Source organism: Listeria sp. Marseille-Q6474 (genome assembly GCF_946902005.1).
Taxonomy (GTDB): Bacteria; Bacillota; Bacilli; order Lactobacillales; family Listeriaceae; genus Listeria; species Listeria innocua.
The window spans coordinates 1-21,147 of record NZ_CAMPPS010000004.1 but is presented as its reverse complement, the minus strand read 5'-3'; the positions used below and the strand labels follow the sequence as shown (position 1 = coordinate 21,147).

Sequence of the window (21,147 nt, the reverse complement as noted above, 5' to 3'; positions counted from 1 at the left end):
TGTATTCTTTTTACCAACATTTTTAGGCATGAAATGTCGGCAATTATTATCTATTTTGTTTTAAAGTAAATATTGAAAGGGAGTAAACTTATGGATTGGCTAGAAAGAATGAACAATGCGTTAAACTACATTGAAAATAGCCTGGATGAAGAAATAGACTACAAAGAGATTGCCAAAGCAGCTAATTGTTCTGAGTTTCATTTTTCAAGAATGTTCTCTTCAATCTCAGGTGTATCGCTATCAGAATATATTAGACGTAGACGGTTAACACTCGCAGCATTTGAAATTCAAAAAAGTGACATTCGGATCATCGATGTGGCAATTAAATATGGTTATGTTTCTTCTGATACTTTCTCACGTGCTTTTCAAAAAATGCATGGAGTAACCCCCTCCAATGCTCGTAATCGAGGGGTACAGTTAAAAGCCTTTCCCAGAATTTCCTTTCAAATTTCTATTAAAGGAGATACCGAAATGGAATACAGAATTGAAAACCTTGATTTTGAGTTAAGAATTGTAGGAAAAAGTAAGCCAGTAAAAACAAGCAGAGCATTTAAAACAATCCCTACACTTTGGAACACTGCGAAAAAAGATGGATTTATGCAAGAACTAGTAGATATGTCATGGGAAAATCCCAAATGCACGCTTGAAAGCCTTCTGGGGGTTTGCGGAAAAGAAGCTGCCATAACAGATGAAGAGTTTTCCTATTTCATGGGCGTAAGATACGATGGGGAATCCCCAACAAATATGGAGACGCTTATTATTCCCGCAAGTACATGGGCGGTTTTTCCGAACATAGTAGATGCATGGAAACGTTTATATTCCGAGTGGGTCCCTACCTCCGAATATGAACTTGCAAATTTACCGTGTATAGAATGTTATTACGGTCCGAAGCATAAACCAAGACACGAACTCTGGGTCCCTGTTATCCCGAAGTAATTTACATATTCAGTGATACTGTTTATGGAGTATCGATAAAAAGCCCAATTTCTCAGTTTAGGTGACGGGAAATCAGGCTTTTTATATTGGAATTTCCTTATCGTTGTAAATCCGCATTTTCCTGACGCTACCCCATCTAATATTATTTTTTAACTCTGTGAACGCTACCAACTCGTAGAAGGATCGGTCTATTTTTCCTTCTTCAGGTTGAACAAGACGTTCCCATTTTTTACTCACAAATTCAATGGATGTGTTTGCTGGTATTTTCCGTTTACCATCGTTTTTTAACTCATTTATTTGAGTAAGCGCTGTAAGAATTGGTTGTGCAGATGAGGTTGCTTTAAACGAGAGTATTTTTAAAAGCATTGGGGTATATCTTCTAAGGTAAGTGGCTTTATTTCTCACCATTTCTAAATATCCGTGATTTTTCTTACCAGTAATTCGTTTAGCGTCTTCTCCATCTTGGATTAAGTCATGCCAGGGGATAACTCGTTCTATTTCGTCAAAAGGATTACTGTCGTTGTCTTTTGCAAAATGAAGTGCATCAATCAGAGACGCATAATGTTCTAATTTTTCAGTCGCCAACTTCCCTTTCTCTTTCAACAGTTCTTGCGAATCGTGCATCCCTTTTCGTTTAATCCCCGCTAAAATCCGGTCATTAATTTCAATGAGCAGATCGATCAGATACTGATGATGATCCACTAAAAAAGCAATGAGTAAGGAATACTTTTTTTCGAATTCAAAACGAGAAAAATCATAGGCATCGTAATTATCACCTAATCGTGCTAACTGAAGAAATCTATTTCGGTGAATATGCGACACATTGATTGTTCCTAGTTCAAGAACCGTAATCGTCTCAACTTTTTTGCAAATGGTCATAAAACTCTCTGGATTGGCTTTGCCAGGGATATCTTTTAACCAGGCGAGTTTAGTCATCTTCGTTTCTTTATATACTAGAAACAACTCATCTAATTTCTCGATTTGTGTTTCTGTTAGTGAATCCAGAAGAATTGAAAACAGTGTGCTTTCAGCCTTATCACGACAATGGCTGATAATGTCTTCTAGTGTCGCTATCGATGGAAAAATAATTCGATTTTGGGTGAGGAAGCCTAATGTTTTTTTCATGAGATAGGTAGAGTCATCATTTTCTAATGCCAGCTTAATAAGAAATGCTATTAATTGATTGCGTGTGTCGACACTTCCAAAACGCTGATACCTAAATGTTTCTAATATCTCATTAAAGTGATTGGCACGTGTGTTCCTATGGGCGTATAAGGCCAGTTCAATTGAGTCAAGATGTAACTGGCGCCTTACATAAGAGATTAAACGGTCTGATTGGATGGACCAGTTACTCAACGAACACCCAGGGTATCGTGCCAAGCAGAGCTGAATGGCAAACCCTAACTTATTGATATCCCCTCTGTGTTGGTTGATGATATCTAAATCAGAGTCAGAGAAACTGAAATAAGCTTGAAAATCCTCTTCAGATAAGTGATCGACAGAAAGAAGTTGCTCCCGCTGTGCTGCTGTTAAAATTTTCTTTAATGCCATAAGTTAGTTTTTCCTTCCATTAAGATAGCGGTATAGGGTTGTTTTGCTTAGTTTAGAGGCATCAAGAATCTGATTAATTGAATATTCCTTACTATCGTACATTTTCAAAGCCAACTCAATTGATTGACTGGCTTTACTTGGTCGCCCCCCTTTTTTTCCACGTGCTCTTGCTGCTTCAAGACCTGATTTGGTTCTTTCAATTGTAATATCACGTTCCAACTCTGCTAAACTAGCCATGACTCGGAAAAAGAATCTTCCCATAGAAGTAGAGGTATCAACGTTATCTTGAATAGAGATAAAATTAACCCCAAGCTCTTCAAACGTTTCTGAAAGCTCAATCAAATGTTTAGTTGAACGTGAAATTCGATCAAGTTTATAAATAACCACTGAGTCACCTTCACGTAACCCCTTTATCATGTCTTCCAATTGTGGACGGTCTCGTTTTGAACCCGTCACCTTTTCTTGGAATAGTTTATCGATACCGTGTTGGGTGAGTGCATCAATTTGCAAATTCAAATTTTGATCCTCTGTACTCACTCGAGCATAGCCAAAAATCATAAAAAGCCTCCTTACTATTAATGACTTAAATGTACCATAACTCATCAATAATTACCATATAGGCACTTTGAAAAAAGAACGAGTTTTGGTACCTGGTTTAGGGCTCAAACGGATGAAAAACAGATGAATTCAAAAAGTGCCATAAACGACCATTTAAGGTACTGGTTATAATAGTCAATTGTTATTCAAACGAACACTTGACTATCAGATTGGAACAGAGTATAATCACCCCTATAAACATTCAAGTGTCTCTTTGAGTGTTGGAAGGAGAAACTGAATATGACTGTAGATATTTGCGAAATTACTTGTATTGATGAAGAAAAAGTAAAACGGGTGAAGACTGGACTGGAAACCGTAGAAGTTACAACTATCAGTCAAATATTTAAAATTCTGTCTGATGAAACAAGGGTTAAAATTGTGTATGCATTACTGACAGAAAATGAACTTTGTGTATGCGATCTAGCTAATATTGTCGAAGCAACAGTTGCCGCTACGTCCCACCATTTACGCTTTTTAAAGAAGCAAGGGATTGCGAACTATCGAAAAGATGGAAAGCTTGTTTATTATTCTCTTGCGAATGAAAGGGTTAGAGATCGGATAAAACTTATATTACTTAATTTTGAAGGAGTGGGAGTCTAATGGCAGAAAAGACTGTTTATAGAGTTGATGGATTAAGCTGTACAAATTGTGCGGCCAAATTTGAACGGAATGTAAAAGAAATTGAGGGTGTAACAGAAGCTATTGTAAACTTTGGCGCATCAAAAATCACGGTAACAGGTGAAGCAAGTATTCAACAAGTTGAACAGGCTGGAGCATTTGAACACTTGAAAATCATTCCAGAGAAAGAATCTTTTACTGATCCAGAGCACTTTACTGACCATCAATCGTTTATTAGAAAAAATTGGCGATTATTGCTTTCTGGATTATTTATTGCAGTGGGGTATGCGTCACAGATCATGAATGGGGAGGACTTTTATCTTACTAATGCACTATTTATTTTTGCAATTTTCATAGGAGGCTATTCTCTCTTTAAGGAAGGATTCAAAAATTTATTGAAGTTTGAATTTACAATGGAGACACTGATGACAATAGCTATTATTGGAGCTGCTTTCATTGGTGAATGGGCAGAAGGATCCATTGTGGTGATTCTATTCGCAGTAAGCGAGGCGCTTGAGCGTTACTCGATGGATAAGGCACGACAATCTATTCGTTCCCTAATGGATATTGCGCCAAAAGAAGCACTTGTGAGACGCTCGGGCACCGACAGAATGGTTCATGTAGATGACATTCAAATTGGCGACATTATGATTATAAAACCTGGTCAAAAAATTGCGATGGATGGTCACGTTGTGAAAGGTTATTCAGCCGTCAATCAAGCAGCGATTACTGGTGAATCTATTCCTGTTGAAAAAAACATCGATGATTCCGTTTTTGCTGGAACGTTAAATGAAGAAGGATTGCTTGAAGTTGCGGTCACAAAACGAGTAGAAGATACCACGATTTCAAAAATTATTCACTTAGTTGAGGAGGCACAAGGTGAACGTGCTCCAGCTCAAGCATTTGTTGATACATTTGCTAAATATTATACGCCAGCCATTATTGTGATCGCCGCACTGATTGCAACAGTACCGCCATTGCTGTTTGGTGGAAACTGGGAAACGTGGGTGTATCAAGGGTTATCTGTATTAGTGGTTGGGTGTCCTTGCGCCTTAGTTGTTTCAACTCCTGTTGCCATCGTCACCGCCATTGGAAATGCAGCTAAAAATGGCGTATTGGTAAAAGGTGGTGTGTATTTAGAAGAAATTGGTGGGCTAAAAGCCATTGCGTTCGATAAAACTGGTACCTTGACAAAAGGTGTGCCGGTGGTCACTGATTATATTGAACTAACAGAAGCCACAAACATTCAACATAATAAAAACTATATCATCATGGCAGCACTGGAACAATTATCTCAACACCCCCTTGCTTCAGCCATTATTAAGTATGGAGAAACGAGAGAAATGGATTTAACTAGTATTAATGTGAACGATTTTACATCCATCACAGGAAAAGGGATTAGAGGAACTGTAGATGGTAACACCTATTATGTTGGAAGTCCCGTTCTATTTAAGGAATTACTAGCATCGCAATTTACTGACTCCATTCATCGACAAGTGAGTGACTTACAACTTAAAGGGAAGACTGCTATGCTTTTTGGAACAAATCAGAAACTGATTTCTATAGTGGCAGTTGCTGACGAGGTTAGGTCATCCAGTCAACATGTTATTAAACGACTTCATGAGCTGGGGATTGAAAAAACTATTATGTTGACTGGCGATAACCAAGCCACAGCGCAAGCAATTGGCCAACAGGTGGGTGTTTCTGAAATAGAAGGTGAGTTAATGCCCCAAGATAAACTAGATTACATTAAACAGTTGAAAATAAACTTTGGTAAAGTGGCCATGGTTGGAGACGGTATTAATGATGCGCCAGCCCTAGCAGCGGCCACGGTTGGAATTGCAATGGGCGGAGCTGGAACTGACACAGCCATTGAAACAGCTGATGTTGCCTTAATGGGAGACGACTTACAAAAATTACCTTTCACGGTAAAGTTGAGTAGAAAAACACTCCAAATTATTAAGCAAAATATCACATTTTCCTTGGTCATCAAACTGATTGCTCTTTTGCTAGTCATTCCAGGGTGGTTAACATTATGGATTGCAATTATGGCGGATATGGGTGCGACTCTTTTAGTCACGTTAAATGGCTTACGATTAATGAAAGTGAAAGATTAATTACCGCTATTGTCTAGTTGGTTTTTTGAATTATTCTGAAAGCATTCCTTATTGTACAAAATAACAGGTGAGATCAAAGGAAATCTCCTTATCGATACAAATTCCCCGTTGGCGCTCGGGACCCCTTGATGCTTTTTGTGAGCCTCATGAGGTTGTAGCATTAAAGAAGAAAAAGAAGTTACACTTTTCTACGAATTACGGCTCCGTAACACTGGGACCGGGTGAATTTTTAGTACGAGATATGACTAATCGGTTTTATCGGTATACAAAGGATGAATTTCATCAAATGTATGAACTGACAGAAAACAAGCATGATATGGGATTAATCAGTGAGGCAACTTATCATGGATAATAGGAAGTGTGATACTTTTCGCAACGGCGGTGGCGGTTGGAGTGTAGGGGAGGTTGATTGTTGAAGCAGGCAGTGCCAAACATGATCTTAGTTTGGCGTTGTCAGCTGAAAGAATCAAAAGTACTGGCTTGTATACGGTTTGGAGAAAGTTTGCTGAAGAGGAGTCACTATCGGTATTAGCCAAAGCAGGAGAATAAAACTAAAAGAGATCAACCAGCTTGTTTAGTTGGTTGATCTCTCGTTCTTTTGAAAAATAACTTTTACTGTATCTAATAGCTTTGTGAGCAATGGATCCGAAACAGTTTCCACGTATTGATGCTTACGAGCGTTGTAATCGATCGTAACTAGTTGATCCAGCAATACTTTTCCGGTTGTGGTTGTCCCTGTCAAAGGCACATATAACGGATAGGTGCGCGGTGTATTACTGATTGGGGCAAAGATCGCGATATTTGCATAATCACTTACCAGATGATGACTGAGGCAAATATAGGGCCGATAGCCTTGCTGCTCGTGTCCCTGTTTTGGATTTAGATTGATCTTGATAATATCGCCTTGCTTTACCATTTTTCATCTCCGATTGGTTCGAATGTTTGCAGCTCAGTTTGGAAGGGTTCGCCCTGGTAATTGGCAAACAGATCCTCGATTCGGAGATCGATAGCTGTTTTGGTAAGGATCATCTGATTATTGATCACTTCCACTTTCAAATCATCGTTCTCTTTGATGTCTAAGGCATTTAATAGATTATTGGGGAGACGAACAGCTTTGCTATTTCCCCACTTTTTAACGCTAACGGTGGTCATAAGCCTTACCTCCTTTAATACCTTTATTATAACACGAAGTATATACAATGTATATACTTTTTATTTTTTGCGTGCTGCTTGCCAGTCGGACATCTTTTCTTTATAGGCAATGACTTCATCTTGAAAATAAAGACGCAGTACCCGTGTATCAGATTCTTTTAACTCTAAAGCTGGTTTCAAATAACCATTTGTAACGGATTGATTAAACGCTGCTCTTGATTGGCCTGTGATATGTCTTGCTTGATGAGAAGAAAGTAAATTTTCTCTAGCAAAATCAATAAACTCTTTTTTATTCATAATAAAACACCTCACATTGACTATAGCATAAAAGTCTAAAACATATACATTATCATATGTAAATGTAATGAGTTTGTAATATCGCTGTTATAACATATACATGTGTATATGTTATAATTAATATATAAGTTAAGGAGGAGATCATATGAACGCTGCAAGACGAAAGAGAATTGATCAATCTATAGAATTTATAATTAAACAAACTGAAGAAGTTGAATCGATCATGGAAGAAGAGCAAGAAGCGATAGACAATATACCTGAGAACCTTCAGGGATCCGCAAGATATGGAGAAATGGAAGAAGCTATTTCTCATTTAGAAACTGTTATTAGGTCCTTAGATGATGCCCTTGATGTTCTCCAATACGAGTTATCGAGCCGAGCGACGGTACCATCTGTAAAATCTACCAAAAAAACTCTGGGGGAGATAATCAAAGAGCAAGGATTGTTGATTAAGATAGAGGAGGAATTTTGATGGCTAATGACGATTTGCTTAGAAAGGTAAAAAAACTACTTGCATTAGCAGCGGATGCTTCCGATGAAGAATCGAGATCCGCGCTTGCAAGGGCGCAAGCATTGATGACGGAGCATGCTATTTCGGAAGCAGACATATTTGACCACCGTAAGCAAAACTTATCAGAAGAAGTTATCCAGACTGCAGTCTACGATGGTAGACCACGCAGGTGGATGTATCGGTTAGCTTGGATTATTGCGAAAAACTTTCGCGTGGAAGATTTTTATATAACGAATGAATCTACGCAGCTTATATTTATGGGGCTACAGTCAGATGTCCAATTGGCAGAGATAACTTTTCAGTATGCAACTGGCAGTATCGGCTACTCGGCAAGAAAGTATATGCAGAGGCCGGAGATCAAACGAAAAAGAAAAAGAAAATGGCAAATGAAACAAGACTATATCGAAGGATATTTAAGCGCGCTCGAGTCTTTGTTTGATCAGCAAGTTGTGACGAATGGCTATGAATTAGCTTTACAGCTTCCGGATGTGGTTAAAGATGAAATTGCTAAAATAGAATTTGTTACAGGGAAAGATGTTTCTCATGAAGTGAAAGACTTTGAGGCTTATCATACTGGTTATCGTGAGGGAAAGAAATTTAAGCAACGTGATCAAATTAATTAAAGAAAATGGGGACTGAAGATGGCACGTATACATGATTTAAAAATTTTACCGATTTATTTTGCAGAAGTCGTGGCTAAAAGAAAGACTTTTGAGATTCGAAAGAACGATCGTGTTTTTTGTGTGGGAGATATGGTTCGATTAAAAGAATGGGAAAAAGGCGATTATACAGGAAGGGAAGTAACGGCACGAATTACCTATCTAACCGATTTTCAACAAAAACCAGGTTATCTCGTTTTTAGTTTTGACTTGCAGCGTTATCAACCATCGATGGAAAGCATAAAAGAGTTACATCAGCAAACAGATGTCGGTCTACTGACATGTAAGTTGGCGCTGATCGATGCTAATGGAAACCTGGAACTAGCGATTGAAAATATGCGCAACAAAGGGAATGCCTGACTAGTAAAAGAAGAATTTCTTGTTTTTAAAATGGCTATTGTGGTATACTAACAATGAAAAGAGGGCTATGCGTCAACATAGCCCTCATACAAGCCCATTTAAGATGGTGACTAGCCGTTATAGTTAAAAAGATAACCACGAAACCGGTCAAAGTTTATGTGTGGTTATTTTTTTTTGTCATTTTGACTACTTATGAGCAACACAAGGGTTGCAAAAGCGATTGCGAAAGACAATGCTTCATAAACGGTCATTGCATATCCTTTCCAGGAGAGCCTAACAAAAAAAACATAGGCATCACCTCTTTCTTTGAGAAGAGGCTAGCCACCACCATAAACTTGCTTGCAACGTTTATTATACCATACTTCAGTATGCGAAAAAAAGAGACAGGAGTGAGGGAAGTGGATGAAATCAGAGAGAGAATAAGAAAAAGATTTGGGGATATTTCTCCGGCAGAAATGGCAGAGATTTTAAAGATCGATGTAAAGAAAAACATACATATGGAAGGTGGATCCAAGCTAGCGTTTATTGATGGATCACCTGTAATTTTAATTGGCTACCGGGTCAGTCTATTACAATACCCGAAATGTATTGCAAAAGAGATCAGACAGTATTTATCTGATCATCCTTCTATCATGGAAAGCTGGTAATTGAAAAAGTGTAAAGTTTTTTTAAAATACATCTTTTTCTTAAATCTGTTGTATAAATACTAATAGTGATTTATATCGAATAGAAAATTTGTCTTAATAAATGTTAAATATGATTTATTTATTATATCAATGTTCTTTCGGTGGTATAATCTAATCATAATAGAATATACAAAATAATGGGAGGAAGAAAAATGTTTGAGCGTGGAACAGAATGGATAAGAGCCGATTTTCATCTTCACACAAAAGCGGATAAAGAGTTTAAATATTCTGGGGAAGATAATAGTTTTGTATCCGAATATGTACAAAAATTAAAAGAGGAAAAAATTGGACTTGGAGTTATAACTAATCATAATAAATTTGACTTGGGCGAATACAAAGCTCTTAAAAAAAAGGCTAATAAAGAAGATATTGCTCTTTTTCCCGGCGTTGAACTATCAGTTAAAGAAGGAGCTAATGGTATTCATTGCTTAATTGTGTTTAAAGAGACTGAATGGATAAATGGTGAAAATGAAAACATAAATCAATTTCTTGATGAAGTATTTAAAGGTATTTCTAACAGAGAAAATGAAAACACTAGGTGTAATCTTGATTTGGCTCATGTAATTGAAGAGTTGAATTCTTATGATAAAGGTTACTTCATTTTGATGGCACATATAGAACAAAGAAGTGGATTTTTAAAAGAGTGTGATGGTGGGTTGATAGAATCACTTGCTCAAAAAACGTATTTTAAAAATAGCGTTTTAGGATTTCAAAAGGGAAGAACACGAGATAAAATTAAGCAGCTTGAACAATGGATGGGTTATAAGCTTCCGTACATTGAAGGATCGGATTGCAAATCAATTGACGAAATTGGTAAGGGAGATAAAAAGTGTTATGTAAAAATCGGTGATAGTAATTTTGATTCTGTCGCACTTGCTTTTAAAGATTTTAAAAATCGAATTTCGTTAGAGAAGTCTACTAGCAGTCATGGATTTATTCGATCTGTTGAATTCTTAGGAGGAAAGTTAGATGGTAAAAAAATATATCTTTCCCCTGAATTAAATTGCCTAATAGGGATTCGGGGTAGCGGGAAGTCTAGTATTATAGAAGCGATTCGATACGCCTTAGATATACCACCTTCTAATTCTGATAATGATTACAAGCGTGAAGTTGTGAAGAACTTACTTGGATCTGGTGGACAGGTAATTTTAGAACTTCAAGATAATTACGGCAATCTTTACAGAATTAAGAGGATTTTGGGGGAAGACCCACATGTTACTGATATGGATGATAAAGGAGTTGGGGCTAAAATAGGTTCTATTTTGAGTGCCCCTCTCTATTTTGGACAAAAAGATCTATCAGCCATGGATAATGGGTTTGAATTAACATTATTAGATAAAATTGTTGGAGAAGTATCAGGAAATTTTGAAACGCAAATTAGTAATATTGAGGAAAGAATATCATCTAAAATGAAGGGATTTATTAATTTAGAAAATAAAATAAATAACGGTGGTGAACTTGAGAAGGATCTGTCAGATATAAAACATAAGATTAAGATTTTTGAAGAAAAGGGTTTGTCTGATAAGTTGTCAAAACAAGTGAATTTTCAACAAGATAAAGCTACCATTGACAATGTAAATACCTTAGTTGGAAAATATATACAAGCTCTTCAAAACATTATAAGTTCAGAAGAATTAAGTATGTTAATTAAACTAGAAAAAAGTAATTCACAAGAAGTTCCAGAGCTATTTGAGAAGCTGAGAATTGAAATAAAAAAGGTTACTAGTACTAAAAATAAAATTGAAGAAATCATCCAAGAGGTCAAAGATTCAAAAAGTAAATTAGTTGAATTTTCAAATGAAATGAATAATACAATCACTTCTCTAGAAGAGGAGTTTGCTGAAATAAAAAGAGAAATAGATATTCCAAATCTGAATCCGGATGATTTTTCTGCATTGAAATTGCGTGAAACTAAAATAGAAGAGGCTATAGAAAAAATCGATCAGCAAGAAAATGAAAAAAATAAATTAGTCGTTGAACTAAATGAGTTAGTACAGGAGAGAAACGACACGCTTCTTAAAGAGTTGGAAATTTATAAAAATGAAATAAACAGAATAAATCAAAGTCAAACTTCATTAAAGTTACATATTACTTTTAAAGGCGATAAGAAAGAATTTTTAACCCAACTTAAAGATTCATTTAAAGGTACTAGTGTTTCTACTAGTAGCTATGAACAAATAACTGGAAAATTTCCTGACTTTACCTCTTTAGTTATAGACATTCTGCTTAAAGACTCTGAAAAAATTTCTCAGATATTGCCAGACACACATCTTACTAAAGTTAAACAACGAGTGAGGGAAGAGTACAGTTCTTATCTTAAACACAAAACACCTAACAATATTACAATCAATTATCATGGAAAACCTATTACCAACCACTCCATTGGTCAAAGAGCTTCAGCGCTGGTGTTATTTATCCTTTCGCAAAAGAATAATAATTTAATTATGATTGATCAGCCGGAAGATGATTTGGATAATCAAGTAATTTATAACGAAATCATCAAAGAAATAAAGTCAAGAAAACCAGATGTTCAATTTATATTTGCTACACATAATGCTAACATCCCTGTTTTAGGTGACTCAGAACAAATAATTTCAGTATCTTATGATGATGAAGGAATTACTACTGACACTGGTAGTATCGACAGTAAACTCATTCAAAATAAGATTGTAGATATTATGGAAGGTGGGCATGAAGCTTTTAATAGAAGAACTGAAATTTATAACTTATGGAGAAATTGAAGCTCATTAATTGAGCAATTCTAATTTGAAGGGAGAAATAAATTTATTGCATTGCTATTAAGAATTGAAAAAAGTCTAGAAATTATGATTTCTAGACTTTTTTAGTGCCGATGAATATAACTGGCTCTGTTATGCACAAAAATCCTTGTTTTGGTATCTATTATAGTCTAAAAATAGAAGTCTAGAATATAACAAGAAAGAAACGATTATAGGTAGTAAACCAGAATCTTAAGTGGCTAATAGAATCACGTTCTCAGTGTCATTGACAATAAAATGTAGTAGCAGTAAAATTAATGTGAACTAATTTACTTTTAGTGGGTTGGTTTAGAAATGAATGATAAAATAAAAGGAAGAAAGAGAGGAAGAAACGTGAAAAAGTGGATGATGGGAGTACTAACGTTTCTATTTTTATGCAGCGGGCTATCTAGTCAAGTATTTGCTGCGGCACCGGTCAGAGATAATGATGACCCTTCAGGTGATACTTGGAATTCAGGAACATGGACCTACAAAAAAGCGAGTAGTGGTTTTCGCGGGGACTATCGCTATCGAACTAGCAATAGTACCTCAGCGGAGTATGGTTGGGTGTTACCGACTAACAATAGCCCTAAAGTAATCTATGTATATTTAAATGCGAATTTAGCTAGTAACACGCGGGCCGATTATTGGGTTGGGGGAAAACATTTTGCTTATGTAAATCAAAAAAAGCCCTTGGAGGATGGAATAAAGTACGTAAAGGAGCAACATCAGCTGCTGTAGCTACATTGGCGAAGAATAGTTTGGGAATGGATATTGCTGTGATGGCTACAGGAAATGGCCATACAGTAGCTGATGGTATCCGCTTAGATAACTAAAGGAGGAAGAGAGATGAAGAAAAAATGGATGGTCATTGGCTTAGTAGTTCTTGCTATCGTGATGTTGATCTCTATCAAGTCATTACCTGAAAAAACGAGTGTAAAGGCAGAACAAACAAAGGAAGAAGACCTGCAACTACCAAGTAAAGATGAGCTACAGAACAAAATGATAAATTCAATCGATTATTTCCAGACTGCTTCCGTATCTTTTGATATGTATTCCAAAAAAGACCAAGAGCGAACACATGTTGAAGGGGAAGTGGATCTAAAGAACCATCGTTCTAATGTCCAAATGACAACGAAAAAAAATGGGAAAGTAAATGATGAGCTGACAACAGAAGAAGATCCTAGTGCTTATTTAGAAACCTATCCGACAGAGAAAGCCTATCGCTTGGATCGTAATGAGGAGAAATTAACAGACGAAGATTACGCAGAAGCACAACGCGATTTTAAAGAAGATTGTCCCACTGTTTCCTCTAGATACAGTACTTATCAAGGACAACTGCAAGTCGATTATCGGCCAGCGCCGGCTAATCTAGCAGCTGCATCGGAAGTGCTTTTTGCGCAAGAAACTGCACTAGGGTTCTTAAAAGACTATAGTCAATGGCGTATCGATGGTCGGGAAAAATTATTAGACCGTGATGTTATCCGTGTATCAGGAAGTCTTTCCAAGGATTACCAAGATAAGCTAGGAGCAACAACCTTTACATTATGGATAGATGAAAAAACAGGAGCCATGCTGAAATATGAAGGCTATGATAATCAACAAGAAGTAGTAGATTATACGCATACAGAAGCGATTCAATTTGATCAAACAAAAACTAAAAAGATGTTGAAGAGCCAAACGATTACACCACCAAAAGGGTATCATGCCTTGGATCTTCCAACAAAATAAAAGCTGCTTCGGCGGTTTTTATTTTACTTGACAAACGGAACATATGTTCTATAACGAGGGGGTAAGACACGAACATATCGTTTGGCCAACGGGATGTAAAAAAATGAAGAGGTGAAGAAAAATGGCAGTAGATGAACAATTATTAGTTGTACAACAATGGCTTAACAAGACATACGGGAAAGTAAGCGGTTACCACCATGTAAAAGAAGATGGGAAACATACATGGGAAACGATCTATGCGTTGATTACGGGATTGCAACATGAATTAGGTATTACGGATTTAGCGACTAGCTTTGGACCGACCACAGCAAAATATTTTGATCAGCAAGGAGGCATTGAACCAGGAGATGATAACAACAAAGTTAAAATCCTGATGGGTGGCTTTTGGTGTAAAGGTGCTGGATTTAATCCGGGAGGATTTGATACGTATTATGAAGAAGAACTAGAAGCTTGTGTGATTAAGTTTAAAGCTGCAGCTGGCTTAACAGATACTAGTGGTCGAGTGGATTCGCAATTAATGAAAGCCGTCTTGAATATGGATGCTTATACATTACTTGGAGATGAAACTATTCGTACAATCCAACAAGCTTTAAATAAAAAATATAATGCTTATTTTGATTTGATTGCATGCGATGGAATTTATCAGCGTAATACTAATTCTGGGCTTATTTATGGCTTACAAGCAGAACTTGGAATTGATACTGAGACAGCTAATGGTTCTTTTGGTCCGTTAACAACTACAAAATATAAAGCTGCTGCAGCAAACGATGGAATTAATAATTATCCTGGTGCAATTAAAATATTGCAATATGCACTTTATATTAATACAGGAGAAAAAGTACCATTCACTGGTAAACTAGATGCCTCTACAATTGAAGTAATTAAAGATTTTGAAAATTTTATGGCGATTCGTTCTTCCAATTCAGGATATCCAACAATTACAATTGCAAAGGGGCTACTACAAAGTAGTGGCGATCCGGATCGTGATTCTGACGGGGTGGATACCTCCGCCCAATTAACATCCTCTCAAATTCAAACCTTGATAGATAATTCATATACATTTGTAGGACGTTATTTAACTGGCACAGTGGGTGGGAGCACTCCCAAAAATTTAACCGTAGATGAAATAGATGAATTAACTACAGCAAACATGCATATTTTTCCAATTTATCAAGATAACTCACCGACAGTGGGCTATTATACAGAAGCTCAAGGAGAAGCAGATGCTAAGAAAGCATGTCAAACAGCTTTTGAGCTAGGTTTTGAACCTAATAGTATTCTGTACTATGCAGTAGATGTAGACACAACAGATGATGAGATCACTTCTAATATTTTACCTTATTTTAAAGGAGTTCGAGCAGGAACATTCATTTGGCAACAAGATAATTATCGATATCCATTCAGGGTTGGTATTTATGCGAGTCGAAATGCATGCACTCGCGTGAACGAAGCTGGGTATAGTGTGGCAAGTTTCGTTGCGAATATGTCTACCGGTTATAGTGGAAACCTTGGCTTTCCGCAGCCAAAAGATTGGTCTTTTGATCAATTTGCAGAGCCAAGTGATGGGATTGGCACAGGAAGCGGTAATGTCCCAGTTGATAAAGTTGCGGTTTCTGGAAAAGATGCGGCAAGTAGCACATTTCGACTAGAAGAGAATTTGGCTCTTATCAAAATGCGAGAATGGGGTAGCGTCCTTTTTGGCCAGGCTATTCAAAGTTATACAGATTTTAAACTTGGTACGGAATACGTTCTATATGAAGAGTTAGCATACAAGTTTTCTTTAGCTATAGATGTTAAAACATCGGGGGGGACATTTGAGATTAGTGGTAGAATTGAAAATGGTAAGATTGATTCTCAACTGAATCAAAGAATTTTAGACCTTCTAGGCGGAGATGCTTCTATAACGGCAGAATTCACGGAGAATATGAGTAAATTAACAAGTACGGTGACTGAAGGATCTATCAGTTTATCCGCCAGCATTTCTGAAGAAGGAACTATTGCGATTACTGCAGAAATTGAAGATGAGCTTGTACCCGTTATTGGAGATAAGGCAGTGACACTGGTTTACACTTTTGAGTACACATTTAGAAATCAATTCCCCGATTTAGATTTAGCTGCATATAAAAAGTTATCTAATGAAAATCTTGAATTAGCAAGTTTAGCTATCTTTGTAGGATTAGTTTTCATTTTTGCCCCAGAGGTAGGAACAGTGGGTGCTGTTCTAGCTAGAATAGCAACTGCTATCGGAATTTAATTATGTGTTGATAAAAATGCGTTGAAAAAGGTATAATATCTTTCTCAACGCATTTCAACATTTATGTAATATCCTAATAAGATAAGGAGCAGTAATAAATGAATGGGAAAAAATTTTACTACACAATCACGGCTAAAGATGTATTTTTGCTTATTAAAGGAAGGTACTGGATCAATTTAGTTAGTAAAGGTATTTTTACTATTTTAATCGTACTAATCTTTTTCAGACACTTATCAGTGAGTAAATTTTTATTTGTAGTATTAATTATTTTTATTTTATCAAGTATATTTTACCTGTTTAATTGGATGTTACCATTTATAAATAGAATGAAACTACAAAGATATAAAAAATTTGAGAGTAAATATGAAGTGTTGCTAGAAGATGGATATATACATATAACTCCGTTAAATTCAGCTACTAAACAAATCTTAAATTTATCCTCTAACCGACCTTTGAAATCTGGGAAGTCTCCAATTTTCGTGTTATTTGATAGAAGTGAAATAGGTTTGATAAAAAATGGTTCTTTACCGATAAAAAAGCTCGTCTATGATGAAAATGATAATTTATTTGACATTCATGAGTATGCGATCAAAGTTAAAAAAAAAGAAAACAATAATTGATGTCTTAGTAATAATTATATACTTTGTTTATATAGAATTATGGATGGGAGCAGTAGGGATTACCTTAAAGTTGGTAAAACTCTATTGCTCTTTTACTGAACGAATATAAGTACATATTTTAATAGCTTATATGGGCACTAGGATATAGCCTATTGGCAAAAGTATAAAACATTGATATAATTAGTTTTATACGTGGGCAATAGACTTGTGCATAATAAATATAAATTTCTTTAGTTTCGAGGTGGAAATGAATGTCTAAAATTGGATATATTCGAGTAAGTACGTTTGAACAAAAAATTGATCGTCAGCTCGAGCAATTAGAAATCTGTGACAAAGTTTTTGTTGATAAAATAAGTGGAGGAACTATCAATCGACCGGAACTTGTAGCAATGTTGGACTACATTAGAGAAGGAGATATTGTGGTTTGCACGGAGTTAGATCGATTAGGAAGAAATAATAAAGATCTAACGAATATTATGAATCAAATTCAGCAAAAGGGGACAACTCTAGAAGTTCTAAATCTTCCACAATTAAATGGCATCCAGGATGAAAATTTGCGTCGATTATTGAATAATTTGATCATGGAACTTTATAAATATCAAGCAGAGTCTGAAAGAGCACGTATTAAAGAAAGGCAGCGACAAGGAATCCAGTTAGCCAAAGAAAAAGGGAAATATAAAGGAAGAAAAAAGAAGTTTACAAAAGATGATCCAAAATTAAAACTTGCAATCGATTTATATCTCCAACAAGATGGTTTTAATAAGTATAAATATACGTTAGTTGATATCGAAAAAAGTACGGGTATATCAAGGAGAACGCTGAGCCGATATTTGAAAGAACTTGAAATAGCAAGGACTCCTAAGTGAAAACAAGATCACAGGGAGACAAGGCATGAGGGAACAATTAATAATTTGAGGAAATGGGTTTTATATTCAATATTTATGTTCAATCCATTATATTAAAACTATGATATAATTAAGTGAAATTTGTAATTAATTAGGAGTGGTTTTGAGGGAAATATTGTTGAAGGTAATAAAGTACTTCAGATGTTAGATACTTTATATGAAAAATGTTTGAATGGTATCCCTAAAATATCTATACCAGTTTCAGAGTTAGCAGATGAGTATATAAAAAAATATGGTCGAACGGACAAAGCTATTGATAAATTAGTGAGAAATCAGATAAGTAAAAATAGCTTGAATGGTTTTGCGACAAGCTTTGGTGGGTTATCAACTATGCTAGTAACTCTACCGGCTAATATCACTTCTGTTCTTTATGTTCAAATGCGAATGATTGCATCTATTGCCTTGATTAGAGGATATGATTTAAAGGATGACGAGGTTCAAACCTTTGTGTATAGCTGTCTAGTGGGTCTTACTTTAGCGGATACATTTAAAAGTGCAGGCGTTCAGGTAGGCAATAAGATGGCTTTAAATGCTGTAAAAAAACTTCCGGGAAATATCATAACCAAAATAAATCAAGCAATAGGTTTTAGGTTTATAACTAAAGGAGGAACAAAAGGAACAATACAGTTGACAAAAGCAGTGCCAGTTGTAGGGGCTGGAGTGGGAGCTACTATTGATTTTTCTACAACATGGATAATTGCTAAAAGAGCAAAAAAAGTTTTTGAAGGGAACAACATTATTAATTTAGTATAAGTTAAAAAGCATAGTCGATTAAGATGGTGCTTTTCGTTTATCTTTCTTTAACTGATCAATATTTTCAACGCAAACTAGAACATCAATAAAGTGGACACCAAAAGAAGAAAATTAAACTAGTAAGATGAATATTTATGAAGATAAGAGGCTGGGACATAAATCAGTTCCTTGCTTGGAATAGAAGATAACGGAAAAAAACCGCTTAAAATAGACATTTCTAAAAATGGATTTTAAGCGGTTTTTTCGTTATTACGAGTTATGTCTGTCAGTTTTGGAGTTATATGGCACAAATTTTGTTCTTTAAATGGCAAAACACCTCTTATTAACTAAATAAGAGGTGTTTATGATTATCTCAATTTAAACTTTTCTATAGCTAATTTAATCTCGTCTCTAACACGTTGGAATTCTGACCATTCTTTACCTGCTGGATCATCAAAACCCCAATGCTCTTTTTTAACGTTTGGTGGTAAAATAGGACAATTATCGTCTGCATCACTACATAACGTTACGACCAAATCTGATTGTTTTAAAATATCATTATCAATCAAGTCTGACGTATGGTTTGATATATCAATATCTACTTCTTTCATAGCTTCTATTGCTTTAGGATTAACACCATGTGTTTCAATACCAGCAGAATAGACATTCCAACCTTCACCCAATATTTCCTTTCCCCAACCTTCAGCCATTTGGCTACGACAAGAGTTTCCTGTACATATAAAATAAATTGTTTTCTTATCCATAATTAAAGCCCCTTTTCTTAAAATATGATTAGTGTAAGGTATAAACCTAAGAGTGTTACAAATAGGACTGGAATAGTGATGATAATTCCAGTTTTAAAGTATGTTCCCCACGAAATCTTCACACCTTTTTGTGTTAAGACATGTAGCCACAATAATGTTGCTAAAGAACCAATTGGTGTAATTTTAGGTCCTAAATCAGAACCTATGACATTCGCATAAACCATGCCTTCTTTTAATATTCCTGTAGCACTGGATTGGCCAATCGCTATTGCATCTATTAAAACAGTTGGCATGTTGTTCATAATCGAAGATAAGAAAGCAGCTATAAAGCCCATACCCATGATGCTGCTAAATAACCCATAATTTGAAATGTTTGTTAAAACATCCCCAAGGATCGTTGTAATACCTACATTTTTTAGTCCAAACACAACAAGATACATACCAATAGAGAATACAACGATATTCCATGGTGCACCTTTAATCACTTGTTTTGTATGAACTGCTTTAGATTTACGAGCTAATATTACAAAGATAAAAGCAATAATACCAGCAATAATTGATACAGGAATTTGGATAAACTCGCTAACAAGATATCCAACGAGTAGTACTGCTAATACTATCCATGAAAGCTTAAATAACTTAGAATCTTTAATTGCACTTTTAGGATCTGATAGATTTTCTGTATCGAACGTTTTAGGTATGGATTTTCTGAAATATAACCATAAAACGAGAATACTAGCAATCAGAGAGAATATATTAGGAATGATCATTCGGCTAAAATATTCAATAAATCCAATATCGAAGTAATCTGCAGAAACGATATTAACTAAGTTACTTACAATTAAGGGAAGTGATGTAGTATCAGCAATAAAACCACTGGCAATAATAAAGGGGAAAATCACTTTTTGATTAAATCCTAGATTCCTTACCATCGCTAATACAATAGGCGTTAAGATTAAAGCTGCACCATCATTTGCGAAAAATGCTGCTACAATTGCCCCAAGTAACATAATAAAAACAAACATTTTTAAGCCATTACCGTTTGAAGCCTTGACCATATGTATCGCAGACCATTCAAAAAAACCAATTTCATCTAATATTAATGAAATAAGAATAACAGCCACAAAAGTTAAAGTTGCATTCCAAACAATACCTGTTACTTCTAATACATCAGAAAGACTTACGACTCCTGTAATGATAGCAACAACAGCTCCAATTAAAGCTGTAATACCAATATCTAAACCTTTTGGTTGCCAAATCACAAAGGTTAAAGTTAAAAGAAAAATTACAATTGCTAAAATAGTCATCAACAGTCACCTGATTTCACATTTTTACATACACATCTTTGATTAGATGTATTAATGATGTTCAAGTTTTGGATAATATCATCTAAAATAGCATGATTAAGTTGATACCAATGTTTATTGCCGTCTTTTCGTGTTGTAACTAATTCATTATCTACTAATGACTTCATATGATGACTTAGTGTAGGTTGTGAGAATTGAAAGTGTTCTAATAAGTCACAAGCGCATAGCTCACCACAAGAAAGTAAATCTAATATTTCTAACCTACTTGGATCTGATAAAATTTTTAATATTGTTGATAGTTCTTTATAAGACATGAATAAACCTCCTAGACATTAAATAGATTAACATCTATATAGATTATTGTCTATGTTATTTTATTTACTATTTTTTATTCTATATATAGTTTGACGTGTAATACCAACTTCTTTAGCTATAGTACTTATAGATTTACCCTGTTTGTAAAGGGCCATATTAAAATGTAGGAAAAGGGCCATCGAAAATGTAGGTACATGACAAATCTGATATTCTTTTTCATAAAACTATCCAAGGAGAGTGAATCATGAGAAAAGATGTCTTAGAAGGAGTGTTACTACG

General features: G+C 35.5%; 22 protein-coding genes and 2 pseudogenes. 15 read left to right on the top strand and 9 right to left on the bottom strand.

The genetic code is table 11. From position 1 onward, the window contains the following. The first annotated feature begins 90 nt into the window (after nucleotides 1–90). Nucleotides 91–936: an AraC family transcriptional regulator gene (locus tag OC533_RS14765; protein ID WP_031670162.1), complete on the top strand. Its 846-nt coding sequence runs from the start codon at nucleotides 91–93 to the stop codon at nucleotides 934–936. Between the two features lie 123 nt (nucleotides 937–1,059). Here the strand turns inward: OC533_RS14765 and OC533_RS14760 are convergent. Together OC533_RS14760 and OC533_RS14755 are read right to left on the bottom strand one after the other, a co-directional pair. After that, nucleotides 1,060–2,487: pseudogene (locus OC533_RS14760) on the bottom strand (DUF4158 domain-containing protein); the annotation flags it as partial. Nucleotides 2,488–2,490: 3 nt separating this feature from the next. Further along, nucleotides 2,491–3,045, bottom strand: a complete 555-nt coding sequence (locus tag OC533_RS14755; protein ID WP_003728468.1) for a recombinase family protein — start codon at nucleotides 3,043–3,045, stop codon at nucleotides 2,491–2,493. Nucleotides 3,046–3,324: 279 nt separating this feature from the next. On the opposite strand from OC533_RS14755, the gene cadC reads away from it, so the two are divergent. From cadC to OC533_RS14740, 3 genes are all read left to right on the top strand, one after another. Beyond that, nucleotides 3,325–3,684 (top strand): Cd(II)-sensing metalloregulatory transcriptional repressor CadC, encoded by a 360-nt coding sequence (gene cadC / locus OC533_RS14750; RefSeq protein ID WP_003728467.1) that lies wholly within the window; start codon nucleotides 3,325–3,327, stop codon nucleotides 3,682–3,684. Then, nucleotides 3,684–5,819 (top strand): heavy metal translocating P-type ATPase, encoded by a 2,136-nt coding sequence (locus OC533_RS14745; protein ID WP_003728466.1) that lies wholly within the window; start codon nucleotides 3,684–3,686, stop codon nucleotides 5,817–5,819. The genes cadC and OC533_RS14745 overlap by 1 nt, the downstream gene beginning before the upstream one ends. A 405-nt stretch (nucleotides 5,820–6,224) precedes the next feature. Beyond that, nucleotides 6,225–6,368, top strand: a complete 144-nt coding sequence (locus tag OC533_RS14740; protein ID WP_157105793.1) for a hypothetical protein — start codon at nucleotides 6,225–6,227, stop codon at nucleotides 6,366–6,368. Nucleotides 6,369–6,393: 25 nt separating this feature from the next. Here the strand turns inward: OC533_RS14740 and OC533_RS14735 are convergent, their stop codons facing one another. From OC533_RS14735 to OC533_RS14725, 3 genes are read right to left on the bottom strand one after another with little or no spacing between them, the layout of a single operon-like run. Further along, on the bottom strand, nucleotides 6,394–6,735 hold the full coding sequence (locus OC533_RS14735; RefSeq protein ID WP_003728465.1) for a type II toxin-antitoxin system PemK/MazF family toxin: 342 nt from the start codon (nucleotides 6,733–6,735) through the stop codon (nucleotides 6,394–6,396). Further along, a complete protein-coding gene (locus OC533_RS14730; RefSeq protein WP_003728464.1) occupies nucleotides 6,729–6,971 on the bottom strand; it encodes an AbrB/MazE/SpoVT family DNA-binding domain-containing protein in 243 nt (80 codons plus the stop codon). The genes OC533_RS14735 and OC533_RS14730 overlap by 7 nt, the downstream gene beginning before the upstream one ends. A 60-nt stretch (nucleotides 6,972–7,031) precedes the next feature. After that, complete coding sequence (locus OC533_RS14725; protein ID WP_003769265.1) at nucleotides 7,032–7,268, bottom strand: hypothetical protein; 237 nt, start codon at nucleotides 7,266–7,268, stop codon at nucleotides 7,032–7,034. Between the two features lie 145 nt (nucleotides 7,269–7,413). On the opposite strand from OC533_RS14725, the gene OC533_RS14720 reads away from it, so the two are divergent. The 11 genes from OC533_RS14720 (at nucleotide 7,414) to OC533_RS14670 (ending at nucleotide 18,503) form a co-directional block, all read left to right on the top strand. After that, nucleotides 7,414–7,740, top strand: a complete 327-nt coding sequence (locus OC533_RS14720) for a hypothetical protein (protein ID WP_068998100.1) — start codon at nucleotides 7,414–7,416, stop codon at nucleotides 7,738–7,740. Continuing rightward, entirely contained in the window at nucleotides 7,740–8,402 is a 663-nt protein-coding gene (locus tag OC533_RS14715; RefSeq protein WP_003731676.1) for a DUF2786 domain-containing protein, read from the top strand. Before OC533_RS14720 ends, OC533_RS14715 begins: the two co-directional genes overlap by 1 nt. Before the next feature lie 18 nt (nucleotides 8,403–8,420). After that, nucleotides 8,421–8,798, top strand: a complete 378-nt coding sequence (locus OC533_RS14710; protein ID WP_003769263.1) for a DUF3850 domain-containing protein — start codon at nucleotides 8,421–8,423, stop codon at nucleotides 8,796–8,798. A 398-nt stretch (nucleotides 8,799–9,196) separates the two neighbouring features. Further along, nucleotides 9,197–9,445, top strand: coding sequence for a hypothetical protein (locus OC533_RS14705; protein WP_009911232.1), 249 nt, complete (start codon nucleotides 9,197–9,199; stop codon nucleotides 9,443–9,445). Nucleotides 9,446–9,636: 191 nt separating this feature from the next. Then, nucleotides 9,637–12,225 carry a TrlF family AAA-like ATPase gene (locus OC533_RS14700; RefSeq protein ID WP_031669354.1) on the top strand — a complete coding sequence of 863 codons (2,589 nt, stop codon included), beginning with the start codon at nucleotides 9,637–9,639 and terminating at the stop codon, nucleotides 12,223–12,225. A 330-nt stretch (nucleotides 12,226–12,555) separates the two neighbouring features. After that, nucleotides 12,556–12,981 carry a hypothetical protein gene (locus OC533_RS14695; protein WP_068998099.1) on the top strand — a complete coding sequence of 142 codons (426 nt, stop codon included), beginning with the start codon at nucleotides 12,556–12,558 and terminating at the stop codon, nucleotides 12,979–12,981. A gap of 108 nt (nucleotides 12,982–13,089) precedes the next feature. After that, the gene (locus OC533_RS14690) at nucleotides 13,090–13,971 is read left to right on the top strand and encodes a hypothetical protein (protein WP_058831742.1); all 882 of its coding nucleotides are present in this window, start codon (nucleotides 13,090–13,092) and stop codon (nucleotides 13,969–13,971) included. Nucleotides 13,972–14,092: 121 nt separating this feature from the next. Continuing rightward, complete coding sequence (locus OC533_RS14685; RefSeq protein WP_058831743.1) at nucleotides 14,093–16,225, top strand: glycoside hydrolase domain-containing protein; 2,133 nt, start codon at nucleotides 14,093–14,095, stop codon at nucleotides 16,223–16,225. 98 nt (nucleotides 16,226–16,323) lie between these two features. Beyond that, nucleotides 16,324–16,845, top strand: a complete 522-nt coding sequence (locus OC533_RS14680) for a hypothetical protein (RefSeq protein ID WP_058831744.1) — start codon at nucleotides 16,324–16,326, stop codon at nucleotides 16,843–16,845. A 251-nt stretch (nucleotides 16,846–17,096) separates the two neighbouring features. Next, on the top strand, nucleotides 17,097–17,711 hold the full coding sequence (locus tag OC533_RS14675; protein WP_262265274.1) for a recombinase family protein: 615 nt from the start codon (nucleotides 17,097–17,099) through the stop codon (nucleotides 17,709–17,711). A gap of 180 nt (nucleotides 17,712–17,891) precedes the next feature. Beyond that, the gene (locus OC533_RS14670; RefSeq protein WP_077951965.1) at nucleotides 17,892–18,503 is read left to right on the top strand and encodes an EcsC family protein; all 612 of its coding nucleotides are present in this window, start codon (nucleotides 17,892–17,894) and stop codon (nucleotides 18,501–18,503) included. A 347-nt stretch (nucleotides 18,504–18,850) separates the two neighbouring features. On the opposite strand, the gene arsC is transcribed toward OC533_RS14670, so the two are convergent. The 4 genes and pseudogenes from arsC to OC533_RS14650 all read right to left on the bottom strand — a co-directional run. Continuing rightward, nucleotides 18,851–19,246 carry an arsenate reductase (thioredoxin) gene (gene arsC, locus OC533_RS14665; RefSeq protein WP_003756625.1) on the bottom strand — a complete coding sequence of 132 codons (396 nt, stop codon included), beginning with the start codon at nucleotides 19,244–19,246 and terminating at the stop codon, nucleotides 18,851–18,853. Between the two features lie 17 nt (nucleotides 19,247–19,263). Then, entirely contained in the window at nucleotides 19,264–20,553 is a 1,290-nt protein-coding gene (gene arsB / locus OC533_RS14660; RefSeq protein ID WP_000153629.1) for an arsenite efflux transporter membrane subunit ArsB, read from the bottom strand. Further along, nucleotides 20,553–20,867, bottom strand: coding sequence for an As(III)-sensing metalloregulatory transcriptional repressor ArsR (arsR, locus tag OC533_RS14655; RefSeq protein ID WP_000120603.1), 315 nt, complete (start codon nucleotides 20,865–20,867; stop codon nucleotides 20,553–20,555). Before arsR ends, arsB begins: the two co-directional genes overlap by 1 nt. A 60-nt stretch (nucleotides 20,868–20,927) precedes the next feature. After that, nucleotides 20,928–21,017 (bottom strand): annotated as a pseudogene (locus OC533_RS14650) (helix-turn-helix domain-containing protein); the annotation flags it as partial. Nucleotides 21,018–21,147: the final 130 nt, after the last annotated feature.

What these genes read in the sequence shown, in the direction of transcription:
- OC533_RS14765 (WP_031670162.1), top strand. Translation starts at nt 91, where the DNA reads ATGGATTGGCTAGAAAGAATGAACAATGCGTTAAACTACATTGAAAAT.
- OC533_RS14755 (WP_003728468.1), bottom strand. Translation starts at nt 3,045, where the DNA reads ATGATTTTTGGCTATGCTCGAGTGAGTACAGAGGATCAAAATTTGAAT.
- cadC (WP_003728467.1), top strand. Translation starts at nt 3,325, where the DNA reads ATGACTGTAGATATTTGCGAAATTACTTGTATTGATGAAGAAAAAGTA.
- OC533_RS14745 (WP_003728466.1), top strand. Translation starts at nt 3,684, where the DNA reads ATGGCAGAAAAGACTGTTTATAGAGTTGATGGATTAAGCTGTACAAAT.
- OC533_RS14735 (WP_003728465.1), bottom strand. Translation starts at nt 6,735, where the DNA reads ATGGTAAAGCAAGGCGATATTATCAAGATCAATCTAAATCCAAAACAG.
- OC533_RS14730 (WP_003728464.1), bottom strand. Translation starts at nt 6,971, where the DNA reads ATGACCACCGTTAGCGTTAAAAAGTGGGGAAATAGCAAAGCTGTTCGT.
- OC533_RS14725 (WP_003769265.1), bottom strand. Translation starts at nt 7,268, where the DNA reads ATGAATAAAAAAGAGTTTATTGATTTTGCTAGAGAAAATTTACTTTCT.
- OC533_RS14720 (WP_068998100.1), top strand. Translation starts at nt 7,414, where the DNA reads ATGAACGCTGCAAGACGAAAGAGAATTGATCAATCTATAGAATTTATA.
- OC533_RS14715 (WP_003731676.1), top strand. Translation starts at nt 7,740, where the DNA reads ATGGCTAATGACGATTTGCTTAGAAAGGTAAAAAAACTACTTGCATTA.
- OC533_RS14710 (WP_003769263.1), top strand. Translation starts at nt 8,421, where the DNA reads ATGGCACGTATACATGATTTAAAAATTTTACCGATTTATTTTGCAGAA.
- OC533_RS14700 (WP_031669354.1), top strand. Translation starts at nt 9,637, where the DNA reads ATGTTTGAGCGTGGAACAGAATGGATAAGAGCCGATTTTCATCTTCAC.
- OC533_RS14695 (WP_068998099.1), top strand. Translation starts at nt 12,556, where the DNA reads ATGAATGATAAAATAAAAGGAAGAAAGAGAGGAAGAAACGTGAAAAAG.
- OC533_RS14690 (WP_058831742.1), top strand. Translation starts at nt 13,090, where the DNA reads ATGAAGAAAAAATGGATGGTCATTGGCTTAGTAGTTCTTGCTATCGTG.
- OC533_RS14685 (WP_058831743.1), top strand. Translation starts at nt 14,093, where the DNA reads ATGGCAGTAGATGAACAATTATTAGTTGTACAACAATGGCTTAACAAG.
- OC533_RS14680 (WP_058831744.1), top strand. Translation starts at nt 16,324, where the DNA reads ATGAATGGGAAAAAATTTTACTACACAATCACGGCTAAAGATGTATTT.
- OC533_RS14675 (WP_262265274.1), top strand. Translation starts at nt 17,097, where the DNA reads ATGTCTAAAATTGGATATATTCGAGTAAGTACGTTTGAACAAAAAATT.
- OC533_RS14670 (WP_077951965.1), top strand. Translation starts at nt 17,892, where the DNA reads ATGTTAGATACTTTATATGAAAAATGTTTGAATGGTATCCCTAAAATA.
- arsC (WP_003756625.1), bottom strand. Translation starts at nt 19,246, where the DNA reads ATGGATAAGAAAACAATTTATTTTATATGTACAGGAAACTCTTGTCGT.
- arsB (WP_000153629.1), bottom strand. Translation starts at nt 20,553, where the DNA reads ATGACTATTTTAGCAATTGTAATTTTTCTTTTAACTTTAACCTTTGTG.
- arsR (WP_000120603.1), bottom strand. Translation starts at nt 20,867, where the DNA reads ATGTCTTATAAAGAACTATCAACAATATTAAAAATTTTATCAGATCCA.